The following is a 16,360-nucleotide window of genomic DNA, read 5'->3' on the forward strand; positions in this document are numbered from 1 at the left end:
AAATTCTGTATATGCATGGCCCTTTAGTGTTTACAAGGTACTAGTCTAACGGCGGGATGAAACCAGGGCAGGGAAACATGTTGGGACGTACCGCTATGTTTCCCGGATCATCGGAATCTTCGTAATAGGAGATCCATGCCTGGGGGTTTATCTTCAGCAGGACGTCGGCGGCGGCGTTTACCGCGATACGGTTCTGCTCTTCCGGGGTAAAGGCCCGGCAGGTAGGGCAGGCGCACCAGGTTTTTTCATTGCCCCGGTCAGGCCACAGGTGAAACACCCGGACTTCCGGATGGGATCGGAAAAGAATTGCCGCCTCCTCCCGGATGAGCCGGATCGTTTCAGGGCTGGTAGGACAAAAATTGTAGTCCTTAACCCGTTTTCCCCCGGTCATACGGAAAAAATCCCGGTGAAAAAGAAAATACCGCCGGGGTACCAGACGGGAAAGTACCCAGCCCCCCAATTCCGGGAACAGGGCGTATTGAGCGGCCAGGGAACGGAACAGTTCCCCCGGGGATCCGGGAGGAGCGATCTTTTTGGGGAAAAACAGGCGCCCCGGTTCCAGGGGAACCACCAGCGCATCGATCCGGTTCCGGGCGGCCCAGGGGATCAGGGCTTCCTGGTTTTTCCGGTTCCCTGAAAGGAGCATCCGCCGCTGCGCCGGGATCGCCTGGGATGGGGCATGGCCCTGGGTTTTCTCCAGGGGGAACAAGCACGGCTGGGCCGGATCCGCCCGGGGCGTTTCTTCCACGCCGGGTTTCGGCCAGCCAAAACCCAGGGCCTTAAGAAAATCGTACACCCCGTTACAGAGCCCCCGGGGGGAATCACCGAATAGTTCAATCCGATCCTGGCCGGCCCGCCACACAAAGCCGTTTTTCTCCCCCCCATTCTCCGCACAGTGGAGCATCACGACAGGAACGGAATCCGCCGGGGAAGGACCCAAAGCATCCGCCACCGGGGGGGCGCCCAAGGCAGGGGCCCCGGCTTTTCGGAGCACATGGATACACCGGGACAATTCTTCCCCCATGACCCGCGCAGCCTTAACCGGAAAGGGGAGGAGTATGGTCCAATCCTTGGAAACATCCAGGGTGATCATGAATTGATACTAGTATATATTTGTGATTTAATATAGAAGGGAGTTTTCAAAATTCGATGGTTCGGCAGGGCCAAAATTTTGAAAAATTGAGGTTTTTAAGCCGGTTTCAAAGCCGCCTTGCGTTTTTGGATGGCGCAAGTTCCTTTATGGATGCGGTTACCGTCAGTTTTGGAGAGAGGGATGGCGAAAAAAAAAGAGCAAAGCCGAACGGAATTTTGGGTGGAATATGAAAAACGGTATGGGGAAAAGGTCCATGCCTTTGTTTTGGGGCGATACCTTTCGGGGTGGCCCGATTATCCCTATCCCCTCTGGGGGCTCCTCATCGCCACCGAGGGTGGTTTCCGGTTTCACCACTTTCCCCACGAAGGGTGGATCCAGGCCCTGTCCAGGATAACCACCGGCGGCGAGGCTCCCCAGGAGAAAACGATCTTTATCCCCCATGACCGGATCCTCTCGGCGGAGCTTCGTCTTGAAAAACGGTGGTGGAAAAAACTACTGGCCTATCAACCGCCCCTGCTGGCAATCCGCTACCACACCGGCGATCCCCAGGCCCCGGAACCCGCGACGGATCTGCTGGCGGAAACAGACAAGGAGGGAAAAAAATTGCTTCCCTTTTTAACCAAGCCTACCGATTCATAACCACGTATGTTACCCAGGAAGAATAGGATTACCACGAACCACACGAACAAGAAAACGTTTCAAACCAAAAAAGATGTTCGGACCCTGAGTTATAACTCTTCACTCTTCACTCTTCACTTTTATCTCCTATCTCCTCCCTCCTCCCTTTTTTCCTTCTTCGCCTTTGTGGTTGATCTCTTTAGTGGTTAATTTCTCTTTACCGGTTAATCCGTTTGATGGAAACCGCTTTCCCGGTTTCCCGATCTATCTCCGCGACAACGCCCTGGATTACGGGGGGGCCCTTGGCACATTCCATCCGGTAGGTGACCTGGGTTCTGGCCCGGTTAAGGCAGATCTGGGTGTCCATCCCAATAATTCCGTTTCCGGCGCCGGTCATGCCCAGGTCCGTGATATAGGCGGTGCCCTGGGGCAGGATCCGTTCGTCCGCGGTCTGGACGTGGGTATGGGTTCCCACGACCAGGCTGGCCCTGCCGTCAAGGTAAAAGGCGAGGGATTCCTTCTCCCGGGTGGCCTCGGCATGGAAATCGACCAGCAGGATATGCTGCAACTTATCAGGGATTTCCGGTAAATTCGGAGGGGCAAGCGGGTCATGGGCCTTGGGGCTTGTATACCCGTGAAGGCCCGTAATGGCGTCAAAGGTTCTAAAGGGACAGTCCACGGCCGGCATGAAGTCCCGGCCCTGAAGGTTTATCACCAGCCAGGGGATGGGGGAACCGGGGGTATTTTCCCGGTCTTTGGTTATCTCCACCCAGCCACGGCCCGGAGCCCCGGCGGGGTAGTTTGCCGGACGCAGTATGCGCTTTTCCCCGGTCAACAGGGGCCAGAATTCCCGCTTCTCCCAGACATGATTCCCGGAACTGACCACATCCGCCCCGGCGGCCAGGATGCGCGTCAGGGTGGGCTCGGTCATGCCAAAACCGTCCGCGGCGTTCTCCCCGTTTACCACCACAAAGTCCGCCTCATATTCCCGAATAAGGCCGGGGAGTTTTGCCTCCAGAACTTCCAGTCCCGGATCGCCTACCACATCGCCTATCATGATAGTCCGTACTAAAAACATACGCTCCCCTTTTACTCCAGGACAAAAGCATTGACTTTTTGCCGAGGATACATCCAGTCGTCCCACCGGTACGGAGGATTTTTCGAGGGTCCTGGTACCTTGTAAACACTAAATATACATACACAGAATTTAAGAAATTCACCACAAAGGCGAAGAAGGAGAAAAAGGGAAGAAATACATAATTTTTCCTTGTTTTTCCTTCCTTCTTCGCCTTCTTCGCCTTTGTGGTCGAATTCTCTTTTTCCCTTTTATATACTGTTTCCCGGTCTCCGTCAATGATGAGCTGGGATAAAGCATAGAAGAATTTTTAACCACGAACCACACAAACCTCACGAACAAGAAGAGAATACAGGTATAAATTCCGGACTATCGAAGCAAGAGTTCGTGGTGTTCGGGTGGTTCGTGGTTATTTTAAATAATTACCGGATTGATCGGTTACGCCTTGAGCGGGCTTCCTGTTTAGCCCGGGGTTGTGATAGGCTGGTAATATGCGTGTTTCCATAGCTCAGATTAATGCGACTATCGGGGATTTTTCCGGGAATCGGGAAAGGATTCTGGAATTTGCCCGGCGGGCGGAGGGGGAACGGGCGGATTTGGTGCTGTTCCCCGAACTGGCGATTTCGGGGTATCCCCCCATGGACCTGCTGGATCAGGATTTTTTTGTGGAGATGAACATCAGGACCCTGCGGATCCTCCAGCGGGAACTGCCCCCGGACCTGGCGGTGGGGGTGGGGTATGTGGGCCGGAATCCCGATTCCGTGGGGAAGGCCCTGGTAAATATGTACGGCATCATCCTGCGGGGGCGTCTGGTTTTTGAGCAGGTCAAAACCCTGCTCCCCACCTACGATGTGTTTGACGAGGCCCGGAACTTTGAAAGCGCCCGGAAATGGTCGGTTTTTGAGTTGAAGGGGGAGCGAATCGGGGTGGCGATCTGCGAAGATGTGTGGCGGGAAACCGAAACCCCCGGAACCAACTATATGAAGGACCCGGTGCGGCAGCTCCTGGATCAGGGGATAAGCCTCCTCTGCGTGCCCTCGGCGTCCCCCTATGTGGCGGGGAAGCTCAAGGTGCGGCGGGCTCTGGCGGAACGGATAAGCCGCCGGGGGAATATTCCCCTGATATACATCAACGCCGTCGGGGCCAATGATTCCATCATCTTTGACGGCCGTTCCTTTATCGTGGCCCCGGATCCCGCCGGTCCTGGAGAGGGCTGTTCCCTGCGGGCGAGCGCCCGGGCCTTTGCGGAGGAGCTGGTCACCTGGGATTCCGGGGATCCGGCTGCCGCGGTTGTAGCGGCGGAAAAAGCCTTGGTTAATGCCGGGGAAGACCCCTATAACGTAGGGTTAACTGAAATGGAACTGGACATCCTGGAAGACGCCCTGGTTTTGGGTATCCGGGATTATATGAAAAAATGCGGGTTTTCCCGGGCCCATCTGGGGCTTTCCGGGGGGATCGATTCGGCCCTGGTGGCCTACCTCGCGGTAAAGGCCGTGGGGAAGGACCGGGTGGTGAGTTTCAGTATGCCTTCCCGGTTTTCCTCCCAGGGCTCCCGGGATGACGCGGCGGATCTAGCGGACAATTTGGGGATATGCCTCCACCTGCTGCCCATAGAGCCGGTTTTTACCAGCTTTTTGGCCGGCCTGGAGGAGGTGTTTGAAAACCGGCCCTTTGATCTGGCGGAAGAAAACCTTCAGGCCCGGATCCGGGGGACCCTGCTCATGGCTTATTCCAACAAATTCGGGTCCATGCTCCTGACCACGGGGAATAAAAGCGAGCTTGCCATGGGCTACTGTACCCTCTACGGGGACATGGCCGGCGCCCTGGCCCCCATCGGGGATCTCTTTAAGACCGAGGTTTTTGCCCTCTGCCGGCGGATCAATGCCCGGGCCCAGGCCGCGGGGGGGACGGCGATCATCCCCGAAGCGATCATCGCCAAGCCCCCTTCGGCGGAACTCCGCCCCAACCAAAAGGACCAGGACAGCCTCCCCCCCTACGAGGAACTGGATGCGATCCTCCGGCTCTACCTTTTCGACAACCTGAACGGCGCGGAAATCGCCAAACAGGGCTGGGACGGTGAACTCACCGCCCGGATCATCAAGACCGTGGCCCGGGCGGAATTCAAACGCCGCCAGGCCCCGCCGGTCCTCAAGGTATCCCCCCGGGCCTTTGGTATGGGCCGGCGTATGCCGATAGCGCGGCTCGTGTATGAGACGTGAACCAGGGCATCTGCTTTTACTTTTACCCGGGATACACCTAAGCATCTAACCGGTACGGGAGAATTTGTCGGGGGTCCTGGCGGCTGTAAACCCATAGGGGCCCCCCAGAGGGTCCCCCCTATGGGTTTACACCGCCACCCCACCCTACTTTTTCCCCCGTACCGGCTGTTTCCCAGGGGGTATCCCGGGTAAAAGCCGAAGATTGCCCTGGGGCACTGGGGATGGGGGGGGCCGGGGTCTCCGGCGTCAAGCGGTTCGCTTGACGCCGTGATTTTTGGGGGGCTTGGGGTGAGGGCGTTGCTGGGGTTGTTTGGAGGCGGTTGATATGTTGCAATAAAGAAAAGTGAGGAGATAGGAGTGAGTGTCGCACCCTATGCAGGTGCGGGGTTGCCGCCGGTCCGGCCCCAGCCTGCTTTTTCCCCCGTACCGGCTGTTTCCCAGGGGGTATCCCGGGTAAAAGCCGAGAATTGCCCGGGGGCGGGGGGGCCGGGGTCTCCGGCGTCAAGCGGTTCGCTTGACGCCGTGATTTTTGGGCTTGGGGTGAGGGCGTTGCTGGATTTGTTTGGAGGGAGTGCAACAACCGCAGGCTACAAAAGTTCCCCCACCGTCCTCCGGTCCAGGAACAGTTGGGCGGCGCTGAGGATCTCCCCGGTTTCCACGTTGATCACCCGGCCAAAAACAATCACCTGGCTGGTCATGGGGATCACCTGGCCGGTTATCATGTACCGGGCTCCCAGCAGTTTGCCGACCCCTATGGCGGCGTCGGCGTCCAGCATCCCCGAAGCAGCGAGGCGCTGTTCCGCCCGCACCGCGTCCAGGCGGCTCCGTTCCACCAGGGTCAGCCGGGGGTTTCCCGCCAGGGCTGTCAGGGCGCTTTCGTTCAGGTACGCGAGCAGGGGCGGTTCTCCCCCATCCTGGATGGCGAAGGGCGCCAGGGCCGCCACGGAGCGCTCGCCTTCGGGGAAGGAGAGGCTTATCTCCGTAAAGAGCCCCGCCACCCGGTTCCGGAGGACATCCAGTTCCGGGGGAATCACCGCGGGGGCCGCCGCTCCTTTGCCCGCGCCGTTTGCGGTGCCGCCCGCATCCGCCAGGGTTCCGCCGTTTTCAACCAGTTCCTTCGCCAGGATCTTCTCATAGCGGGCAAGAATTTCAATCTCAGGGGTAAAGGCTTCCCGGTCATCCAGCCTGAGTTTCGCATTCTCCATTTCTCCCCGGAAGGCTTTTGTCTGCCCCAGGGCCGTTTCCAGACGGCCCCGGAGGGCCCCCTGCAATTCCTCCAGGCGGCGGCGCGCTCCGGCATCCGGTTCCCGCCCACCGATCTCCCGCTCCAGTTGGGTGAGGGCGTTGAGGTCATCCTGACCGGCATAGTAGCGGCCGCCGATCTCTTTGAGGGTCTCGGCAAAACGCATCATAGTCCCCGAATAGAGGACCATCCCGCTGGATATGCCGTCCACCGGGGTGTCCGAAAGGACAATGTTCGCATCTTTCTCCAGCGGCGGCAGACTCCTCCCGCGAATGTCCTGGGCGTTAAGACGGAACCGGGCAAGCCGCCTTTCATCCCCCGGACCCTGGGCCGGCAGCCGGTAACGGACCAGGAGGGTTTCATAATCCCCCAGATGCAGGGCGGGGAGCCGGTAGAAGATCCGGTTTCCCTCCACCCGGTGCTGATAGCCCCAGGTCTCGAGGATCTCGACCCCCGGCATAAATTCCAGTTCCATCGAGACTTCCCTGGCAAGAACCACCGCCATCCGCTCAAATTCGGTGTCGAAGGTCTTCCGCATCTCCTCCCGGTCACTGATAAAACGGGAGCTGCCGCCCCCTTCCTCCGCGAGGGTCCGCATCAGTTCCAGGTCAAAGCCCACCCCCACCCCCAGGGTAGAAATAGATACCCCCATCTGCCGGTAGCTTTCCGCCAGTTGATAGATCAGGGCCTTTTCCTGTTTAAGCGCCGAGGCGCCCTTGTATTCAAAGGTAAAAACATCGGTGTTACTGTCCTTTCCCGCGCCGGAAACCATTCCCTCAAAATGGCTATACTCGCTGCCGTTTTTTATCTCCACCTGAAAGGCGGTAGGCCCCCGCTGCTTCTCGTGGTAGTCGAAGTTTTGGACAAAAACCCGGTACCGCCCCTGGGGGGCCCTGCCCTGGGCCCAGAAAATATTTTCCACCGGTTTGGTAGTTTCGCCGTGCACATTCATGTCCACATCAAGAAAACCGCCGGTGGCGTCTTGCGGATGACCGTAGAAGATCTCCTCCTGCCGGGGGCTTACCACGTGGATGTCCAGGTCGTTCCGGTTGTTCCAGAGCAGGGAAACCCGGATGTCCCCGGACTGGGCCCCTGCCCCGGCAAGGCGGCTTGAAAATTCCGTACCGTCGGAAAAGAAAAGCACCCGGTTCACCGATCCTTCCCGGTAGTTGGCCAGAACCTGTTCATACCCCGCCTTAAGGCCCGCCTCCAGGTCCGTCCCGCCCGCAGGCTTAAGGGCGTTCACCGCGTCAAGAAAACGCCGCCGCTTTTCCGGGCTGTCCATCCGGGTAGACTCAAAAAGCACCCGGACGGTATCGTTAAAACTCACCAGCGCCAGGGAATCCGCGTCCCGGATCTTGTTCATAAAGATGCCCACCGATTCCTTAACCCAGGCGATCTTGTCCTCCTCATTCATGGAGTCGGAAGTATCGATCACAAAGGCAAGGTTCATGGGCGGGAGGCCCTCGAAGGGCAGGCGTTTCCCCTGGATGCCGATCTGGAGTATCCCCTCCTGACCCCGGCGGTTCATCTGGCCGGAACTGTTGTACAGGTAGACCCCCACATCCGTTTCCGGCTGAGGATACCGGTAGTCAATCGAAGCGATGTACGAGTCGGTATACACCTCCTCGGGCGGCACGATGATCCCCCGCCCCGCAAGGTAGCGCCCCCGGGTAGCCGAACCGCTGCTTCGCGCCGCCCCCGCACTGGCCGCGCAGCAGACAACACCCACCAAGAGCGCCCCCGCAAGCAGCGCCCGCAGGCACGTCCACTGTTTTTTTTTGCACATGGTTTCCTCCTTAACGTTGAAAGCAATTATCAGCGGGGGGGCTGTTTCCAAACCTGCGCGGCAAAGGTGCATTCATCCTCCGCCCCCCCTACGCTCCAGCCTTGCCGCATGAGGTGTGGAGTTTTGTGATAAACCGCAAAGCGGTTTATCACAAAATCCCTAAAAGACTTGACGCGCAAGCGGCAAGTCTTCCGCTGCCCCCCAGGTTCACGCCGCTGCACCGCCACATTACCCATTAAAACGCCGGGAAGCCATGGCCCGGATCTCGCCGGTTTCCACATCCAGGGCTTTCAGGCGCAGGTACTTCACCTCGTGGTAAGGGCTTATGCTCCCGGTAATCACCATGGCCGCGCCCATAAGGCGGCCGATGGAAACAGCGGTATCATCGTCCACCTCCCCGGAAAGCTGGAAGCGCTGCTCCGCCCGGATAAGCTCAAGGTGCCGCCGGTCAACGATGCTGTATTTTTTTACGTTCACCAGCAAGAGGGTCAGTTCCTCCACGGCAAATTCCCCCTCCGCCGGATCGCCGGAGGCGATACTGATCACGGCGATGGACGCGCGGTCAGGGATATTCCCGGACAACTCCCCGCATGCCTGATAGAGGGCCTCCACGAGGGAAGCGGCCACGGGACTTTCTCCGCCCGCCGGTCCTCCGCCCGCTCCCCCACCGGCTTGCGGGACCTCTAAAACCAACGCGCTCCCCGGCAGCTCCCCGGCGCCCCCCGAATTCCCGGCCCCCCCGCGGCCGCCCCCCATGGTCGGGCAAGCCAAAAGGACCAAGGCCGCGAGCCCCCCCAAGAGCGCCGCCCCGACTCTGTGCAGTTTCATGGGGTGATTATACCATAGTACGGAAACGGTAGGTAAGATCCGGCCTCTCAGGGCTCTTGCGTTTACTTTTACCCGGGATACATCCAGGCTTTCTACCGGTACGGGAGAAATAAGCCAGGGGCCGGATCGGCGGCAACTCCGCCCCGTTTCAGATAGACGACAAATTCATCGGGAACTACGCCTTTTTTGTACTTAACTAAACGGTTACCGGCTTAGCCGTTTGAACCGGTATGTAGGTCGCTATAATGAACCGGGGCGGAGTTGCCGCCGATCCGGCCCCAGACTACTTTTTTCCCCGTACCGGATATTTCCTCAGAGTGTATCCCGGATAAAAGCCAAAAATTACCCTGGGGCGCACCTGGAGCAGGGGACCGGATCCTCCAGCGTCAAGTGGACCGCTTAACGCCGTGATTCGGGGCTTGGGGTGAGGGTGTTGTCGGGTTCGTTTGGAACCGGGTAAGTGAACACAGAAATTCAGACAGATCGGTTATTCCGTGCCAGGCACTATTTTTGGGGTAAAATTAAGCTATGTAAAAAACAGTAAAATATAGCAATAAATATCAGTATATAGTATTATATGTTACTAAAACGTATAAAACCGTAAATCGAAATTTTTAGCAAAATCAGAAAAGGCAATTTTTTTTGCATTTTTTTTAAATTTTTTTCAAAAAAACAAGATTTTTGGACCAAAGTGTGATATAATTATTAGTGTAGTTTTTTAACAAAAAACATAGCGGCCCGGCGCCTTGCCAAGCCGCACTCTATATCGGGGCTCTAGAAAGAGGGACCCCGGGGCAGTTATACCACTCGCAAAGTTGTTACTGCCACCGGGGCTTGCACTTAAGCATTGTTAATTATAGCCGAGCCCGGCAAATATTACAATGCGTAAGTCCTCTTTTTAAGCTCCGGCGTCGTATGACGCCGGAGACGCCCGGGATTTTATCTCGGGCGTATATTTTTTAAGGAGGACTCTATGAAAAAGAGTCTTATTTTCGGATTTATTGCGGTACTATCCGCAGCGCTCCTGTTTACCGGCTGCAGCCAGGCTACGGACAGCGCGGGGACAACCTCGATATCGATCGGGGGCTGGTTAGTGGACTTTGAGGTAGATACTGAACAGGAACTCCTCGATGCCTTTGAGAATGACGATTACAAGGTCATCGGCGTTGTCGGTAGCGGCTCCACCCTAAAAATCGGCTATAAAACCGGTAGTGCCCTCAGTGATCTTAATGTGATACCGGCGGACAAGACCGTGGTCCTTTTCACGGAAGTAACCCCCGGCCCTACCCTTACGGTCGAGGGGAAGCTGATCGTGGAAGGCGGGGGCAATCTGGCGGCATCGTTTGGCGCCGCAGAGGTTGCGGTTACGCCCACCGGCCAGATTCAGGTTATCAACGGCACCCTGACGGTGAACGGACCGGCGGCGGTCCACGGCTCTCCCTATGACGATGAGATCTTCGGTACGCCCCGGCTCGTATTCGCCGGCGGTACCCTGGCCATAAGCGGGCCTACTGCCACGTTTGCGGATGTGAAAGAAGCCCTTACCTGGGTTCCCCATGGCCAGGTTACCATCGCCAATCTTATCGAGCCGATTAAACCCAGCGTTCTGACGAAGATCCAGCCCCAGACCACCGCGGTTCGCCGCTTAACCATAACGGCCAAGCTGGCATCGAGCCTGGAGACCATAGAGACGGAGACCGAACTCATCGTTCCCCCGGGCCTAACCTTTACCACGGATGACCCCCTCCTTACCGTTACCAAACTTGACGTGAGGGGTAATCTTACCTTAAACGAGGCCTTTTTAGCGAGAATTACGGACCTCACCGTGTCAGGTACCCTGGCCGCCACCAAGGCGACCTATAGCAAGGTTAAGACGCTGACGGTGAACAGTTCCTTTCTTGTCCCCACCGCGTCCTTCCCCGCCCTGGAGGACCTCATCGTGAGCAGCGGCGGGGCCTTCACCGGCAGTACACTTGGAACTGCTGATTCTGAAAACGGCATCGGCCTTGCGATCGCGCCCAAGGGCAGCGTAACGGTCACCCAAATTAACAGCCTCAGGACTTCGACGATACAAGGCTCCTTGACCGCCACGGGTTTCACCCCCTATGCTCCCACCCCTGCGCTCACCGATCCTTCCCAGCTTAGGGTGGCTCCGGGTGGTTCCATCAACGGCATCAACTTCCCGGAACAGGTTATCGTAACCGCGCTGGGGGATGTCAATTCCGTTACCATCGATGATTTCACCGTTCCTGAGGATCAGGGCCTCATCATCCCCGCATTGAAGACCCTCGTCATTGGCGCGGGAAAGACCCTTACCTATGATGGGCAGGTTACCATTGCGGCTACCGGAAACCTGGTATTGGCAACGGGTACTGCCAGTGTCGGGAAAATCCTTGGTACCGGCAGCATAACCGCAGGTGTAACCACCATCAACGGTGCATGGGAAGCAGTGGGTGCGGATGGCGGCAAAGTGACCATCCTGAGCGCGGCTACCGGTGCGACCATAGCTGCCACGGCTCCTGCCACCGGCCTGAAAGCCAGCGCTGCAGGTGCGAAGATCACCCAGGGGGCGTTGGCGAGTAACAACCTTGTCATCGCAGCCGACACCACTATTGATCTTGCCGGCACCGATGCTGCGGCGGTAGGTAAACTCATCTTAACCGGTAGTGCGACACCAGCGAATGTCGGTTCAGTCCAGCTTGCCGTCACTAACGGTATTATAAAGGCTGGTGCAAACCCCTCTCTAACTACTGCATATAGCAACGGGGCTAAAATTGGCGACAAGGCGGTTACGAAAGGAACAAATACAAGCCTTTATACCGTTGCTAATACCGACGCCCCCGGTAAATTTGGGGGCATAAAAACCGCCACCTCGGCTGACACGCTCACGGCTGGTACAGACACCGTTGAAATTGACAGCACCCAGGACGTTACTACTTAATTCGCCGGTATCGGCTCCAGGCGGTGCAGCCGGATAATCCCGGCAGCCCGCCCGGTTACCAAACCGGCTTAGAACCCATCAAGAGGCCGCTCAAAACCCTGGTTTTGGCGGCCTTATAAATGTATCATCACCGCAACCGGCCCATACAGCCTTCCACCCAATTCGGCTGAAGCCCTCTTCCCTATCCCAACACCCGCAGGTTAGCCCTTGCCGGCGAAGCCCGGCGGGGAATTACGCCCCGCTCACGGCTCTGGAATCCCCCGCGGTAACAGACCGTTTACGGGCTGTTACCGCGGACTCTACAGGTTGGGCGTAAAACCCCCTCCCGCCCAATTCGGCTGAAGGCCTCTTACCCACCCCGGCACCCGGCAGTTTAGCCATGCCGGCGAAGCCCGGCGGGGAATTACGCCCCGCTCACGGCTCTGGAATTCCCCGCGGTAACAGACCGGCTACGGGCTGTGGACGCGGACTCTACAGGTTAGTGAGCGGGGCGTAATTCCCCGCCGGGCTTGCTTAGCCAAGCCTAACCTGCCGGAACAGATTCATAAAAAACTTTACAGGACCGGAAAATGGCAGTAAAATGATAATTATGGGGAAAATTTTGAATCTTGCCCATAGAGGCTTTAGCGGAAAATATCCGGAAAACACCCGGCGGGCCTTCCTCGCGGCCATTGATGAGGGGCGATGCGACGGTTTTGAGTCGGATGTACACCTTTCCGCCGATGGGGAACCGGTGATCATCCATGACGCGGTACTAGGACGGACCAGCACCGGTTCCGGGACAGTGGGGGACCATCGGTTTTCGGCCCTGCGGGAGTTGGACATCGGTTCCTGGAAGGGAACGGAATTTGCCGGGGAGCGGATCCTCCACCTGGACGAGCTGCTGGAAATCGTGCTGGAACATCATATCGTCCTGAATCTGGAAGTCAAAAACTATGAGGTGTTTTATCCAGGGATTGAAGAAAAAGTCATCGGCCGTATAAAGGCCCTGGGCGCGGAAAAGGCGGTTTTTCTTTCTTCCTTTAATCATATTTCCATGAAAAAATGCAAGGAAATTGACCGGACTATCCGGACCGGTCTTTTGTACGGCTATCCCCTGCTGGATGCCGCCGCCTATACCCGCAGTCATGGGATAGACGCCATTCATCCCCGGGTCAGTTGTCTGGCATACAGCCCGGATCTGACCAGGCAGGCCCATGAAATGGGGCTCGCGGTGCATGTCTGGACCGCCAACACGGAGGAAGAAATGGCGTTCTGCATTGAACAGGGGGTGGACAGCATTATTTCCAATTATCCCGACAAACTGGGGGCCCTCTTGGCGGGGAGCCAGCAGCAACCCTTTTGTTCGATAGTATCCAAGGGAGGTTGAGTACCGCAATGCTGCGTAAAAAGAATTTCAAGGCGGCGCCGTATCTTTTCCTTATGCCCTGCCTGCTTGTTTTCGGCATATTTGTGTTTTTCCCCTTTGCAAAAACCGTGTTGTATTCCTTCACCCTGACCAACAGCCGGGGAAAGCCGGTGGAATTCGTGGGCCTGGAAAATTACCTCAAACTGTTTACCAGCCCCGCCTTTTACAACAGCCTGAAGGTTACCCTTCTTTTCGCTCCCCTGGTCTGTATCCCGACCCTGGTAGTCTCGTATATTCTCGCCGCCCTGGCCAATGCCAAAGTGAAGGGGGGCCAGGTCTATGAGGTGATGTACTCCCTCCCCATGGCGGTGGCTTCCGCGCCGGCGGCGGCGATCTGGTTTATCCTGCTCACCTCCGGCAGAAGCGGGGTGGTGAATTTCCTCCTGGGTACGGAAATACGGTGGTTTCTGGACGCCAAATTCGCTCTTTTAGGGGTGGCCTTTGTGACGGTCTGGCTGAACATCGGCGCGGGGTTTATCTTCCTGCTTACGGGATTCCGCAATGTTCCCGATGAGCTTATCGAAAGCGCCTGGCTCGACGGGGCGGGGTACTTTAGGCGGCTTTTCAGCATCATCACCCCCCTGGCGTCTCCCCAGATCTTTTTTGTCGTTTTCCTGAACATTATCGTATCCTTCCAGGCCTTTGCCCAGATACGGCTCCTTACCCAGGGAGGGCCCAGCTATTCTACCAACGTACTGGTCTATTCGATTTATCAGGCGGCGATCCGGGAGTCCCGGTTTGAAACGGCCTTTGCCCAGTCCATGGTCCTCTTTTTCATCATTCTGGGGATCACCCTTATCCAGTTTAAAACCGAAGACAGGATGGTGTTCTATCAATGAGCGAAAAGAGAACGCGCCAAAACGCCCTTTCGTTTACCCTGAAACTGATCATCGGCCTTATCATTGTTTCGCCCATCCTCTTTGGATTTTCCTTCAGTTTTATGTCACCTGCGGAACGGGCGGAGATCCCTCCCCATCTGCTGCCCCAGGAACCGGTAACCTATACCTATGAACGGGCGGTCGGCCAGGTCCCGATTATCAGGTTCATGGCGAACAGCCTCATCGTATGCGCCATCATCATTGCCGGGCAGATCATCACCTGCGGTTTTGCCGCGTATGCCTTTGCTTTTTACCGGTTCCGGGGGAACAAACTGATTTTCATGATTATTTTGTCCACCATGATGATCCCTGCGGACGCCATCATCATTGCCAATTACCTCACCATTTCCCAATTCCGTTTGTACGACACCTATACGGGCCTGGTGGCCCCCTATTTAAGCTCCGCCATGGGGATCTTCCTGATGCGCCAGTTTTTCCTCACCATCCCCCGGGAACTTCACGAGGCGGCGATCATCGACGGATGCCGGGACCTCAGGTTTCTGTTCAATATCGTGATCCCCATTTCCAAGCCGGTAATCGCCTCGCTGAGTGTATACATATTCATCCAGACTTATAACCAGTTTCTCTGGCCCCTGCTGGTGACCAATTCCAACCGGATGCGGACTGTCCAAATCGGTATGAGTATTTTGAAGGAGGCGGAGATTGTGGACTATGGGGTTGTCCTGGCGGGGGCGGTACTAATTCTGATCCCCTCGGTACTGGTATTTGTTATCGGACAGAAATATATGGTAAAGGGTATGACCGCCGGAGCGGTGAAAGGATAATTGCGGATAAAAAGGTTTTGTATAAAACCTGAAAATATTGAGGAGGAAATTATGAGAAAAGTGATGGTTGCTTTGCTGGTGTTATTTTTAACCGGCGCCATGGTCTTTGCCAGTGGGGCCGGCCAGCAGGGGGCGGGTTCCAAGACTACGGTGGTGTTGTGGCATTCCATGGGCGGAAAAGTCGGGGAAGCTTTGAACAAATTAATCAACGATTTTAATGCGTCCCAGGATAAAATCGTCGTGGAAGGACAGTTTCAGGGCAGTTATGATGATATGATCGCCAAGATCCGGGCAACCCCCCAAGGTTCCGGGCCGGATGTGATGCAGCTCTACGATATCGGCAGCCGCTGGGCCGTTGATTCGGGGTATCCCTTAAAGATGCAGGATTTTATCAATAGGGATAAGTACAATATCTCCGACTATGAGCCGAATATCCTGGCCTACTACACCCTGGACGGCGTACTTCACTCCATGCCCTTTAACTGCTCGTCGCCGGTGATCCTCTACAACAAGGAAGCCCTGGCAAAAACGGGGCTGGACCCGAAAACCGCCTTTGCCACCATGGACGCCTGCCGTGAAACCGGCAAAAGGCTGAAGGAAGTCACGGGGCTAAGCGGCTCCTTTACCAATTACAGCTGGGTTTTTGAACAACTGGTCTCCATTCAGGGCAAGGATCTTCTGGATAACGGTAACGGCCGCAAGGGACGGGCCACCAAAATCGTCGGTACCGATGCCCTGCTCAATATCTTTACCAAGCTGCGGGCAATTTACAACGAGCCTTCCAACATACTCTTTGGCAAGGGCACGACCGAATCGAAAATCCAGTTTGCCAACGGCAGCACCATGGGCTACATCGTTGATTCCTGTTCCGTCTATTCAGACGCCACCGCCGCGGCGGGAGGTAAATTCTCCGTGGGCTTTGCCCCGGTCCCCAAGGTTAACCCCAATGATACCGGCGGCGTTTCCGTGGGCGGCGGTTCCCTCTGGCTTATGGACAACGGCGATTCCAAACGGGCGGACGCGGCCTGGGAATTTGTCAAATATGTAACCTCCGCGGAAAAGCAGGCCCAGTGGTCCATGGATACGGGGTATCTTCCCATCAGGCGGTCCTCGGTGGATCTGCCGGCGTATCAGAATTACCTCAAGAACGTGAACCCCGAACTGATCATCGCCATTGAGGCCCTGAGGAATTCCAAGCCCGCCTATGCGGGGAGCGTCATGGGGGTGTTTACCAAGGCCCGGGTTATTATCGAAAACGAGGTGGAAACCATGGCCAATAACCCTTCGGTTACCCCCCAGCAGGTGGTGGACCGGATTGTCAGCCAGATCAACGAGGAGATCACCCTGTATAACCGGACCAATTAGCGGACTAAAAATGTTGAAACAACCATAAGGACCCGCGCAAGAATAAAATGCAGGGCATTTTATTCTAATTGCTTACGCAATAAAGAAACAACATGACCATTCGGTCATGTTGTTTCTG

The 16,360-nt window shown here is 56.5% G+C and carries 11 protein-coding genes; 7 read left to right on the plus strand and 4 right to left on the minus strand.

The genetic code is table 11. The features are described 5' to 3' along the window. Window positions 1–40: 40 nt before the first annotated feature. A complete protein-coding gene (locus LQZ21_RS11710; RefSeq protein ID WP_411044605.1) occupies window positions 41–1,093 on the minus strand; it encodes a DUF4838 domain-containing protein in 1,053 nt (350 codons plus the stop codon). 180 nt (window positions 1,094–1,273) lie between these two features. Here LQZ21_RS11710 and LQZ21_RS11715 point away from each other — a divergent pair, with 180 nt between their 5' ends. Then, a complete protein-coding gene (locus LQZ21_RS11715) occupies window positions 1,274–1,732 on the plus strand; it encodes a hypothetical protein (RefSeq protein WP_411044607.1) in 459 nt (152 codons plus the stop codon). Between the two features lie 196 nt (window positions 1,733–1,928). Here LQZ21_RS11715 and LQZ21_RS11720 read toward each other — a convergent pair whose 3' ends face one another. Then, window positions 1,929–2,789 carry a TIGR00282 family metallophosphoesterase gene (locus LQZ21_RS11720; protein ID WP_411044609.1) on the minus strand — a complete coding sequence of 287 codons (861 nt, stop codon included), beginning with the start codon at window positions 2,787–2,789 and terminating at the stop codon, window positions 1,929–1,931. 488 nt (window positions 2,790–3,277) lie between these two features. Between LQZ21_RS11720 and LQZ21_RS11725 the strand changes: the two genes are divergently transcribed. Beyond that, window positions 3,278–5,005, plus strand: a complete 1,728-nt coding sequence (locus LQZ21_RS11725; protein WP_411044610.1) for an NAD+ synthase — start codon at window positions 3,278–3,280, stop codon at window positions 5,003–5,005. Window positions 5,006–5,592: 587 nt separating this feature from the next. Here LQZ21_RS11725 and LQZ21_RS11730 read toward each other — a convergent pair. Further along, on the minus strand, window positions 5,593–8,037 hold the full coding sequence (locus LQZ21_RS11730) for a VWA domain-containing protein (RefSeq protein WP_411044611.1): 2,445 nt from the start codon (window positions 8,035–8,037) through the stop codon (window positions 5,593–5,595). Between the two features lie 228 nt (window positions 8,038–8,265). Next, a complete protein-coding gene (locus LQZ21_RS11735; protein WP_411044612.1) occupies window positions 8,266–8,865 on the minus strand; it encodes a CsgG/HfaB family protein in 600 nt (199 codons plus the stop codon). Window positions 8,866–9,838: 973 nt separating this feature from the next. On the opposite strand from LQZ21_RS11735, the gene LQZ21_RS11740 reads away from it, so the two are divergent. The 5 genes from LQZ21_RS11740 to LQZ21_RS11760 all read left to right on the plus strand — a co-directional run bounded on the left by LQZ21_RS11740 (window position 9,839) and on the right by LQZ21_RS11760 (window position 16,242). Beyond that, the gene (locus tag LQZ21_RS11740; RefSeq protein ID WP_411044613.1) at window positions 9,839–11,806 is read left to right on the plus strand and encodes a hypothetical protein; all 1,968 of its coding nucleotides are present in this window, start codon (window positions 9,839–9,841) and stop codon (window positions 11,804–11,806) included. A gap of 589 nt (window positions 11,807–12,395) precedes the next feature. Beyond that, window positions 12,396–13,175, plus strand: a complete 780-nt coding sequence (locus tag LQZ21_RS11745; RefSeq protein WP_411044615.1) for a glycerophosphodiester phosphodiesterase — start codon at window positions 12,396–12,398, stop codon at window positions 13,173–13,175. A gap of 8 nt (window positions 13,176–13,183) precedes the next feature. Further along, complete coding sequence (locus tag LQZ21_RS11750; protein ID WP_411044617.1) at window positions 13,184–14,053, plus strand: carbohydrate ABC transporter permease; 870 nt, start codon at window positions 13,184–13,186, stop codon at window positions 14,051–14,053. Next, window positions 14,050–14,877, plus strand: coding sequence for a carbohydrate ABC transporter permease (locus LQZ21_RS11755; protein WP_411044618.1), 828 nt, complete (start codon window positions 14,050–14,052; stop codon window positions 14,875–14,877). Before LQZ21_RS11750 ends, LQZ21_RS11755 begins: the two co-directional genes overlap by 4 nt. Before the next feature lie 51 nt (window positions 14,878–14,928). After that, window positions 14,929–16,242 carry an ABC transporter substrate-binding protein gene (locus LQZ21_RS11760; RefSeq protein WP_411044620.1) on the plus strand — a complete coding sequence of 438 codons (1,314 nt, stop codon included), beginning with the start codon at window positions 14,929–14,931 and terminating at the stop codon, window positions 16,240–16,242. Window positions 16,243–16,360 lie beyond the last annotated feature (118 nt).

It is taken from the genome of Treponema sp. TIM-1 (assembly GCF_046533115.1).
Classification (GTDB): domain Bacteria; phylum Spirochaetota; class Spirochaetia; order Treponematales; family Breznakiellaceae; genus JAIRMO01.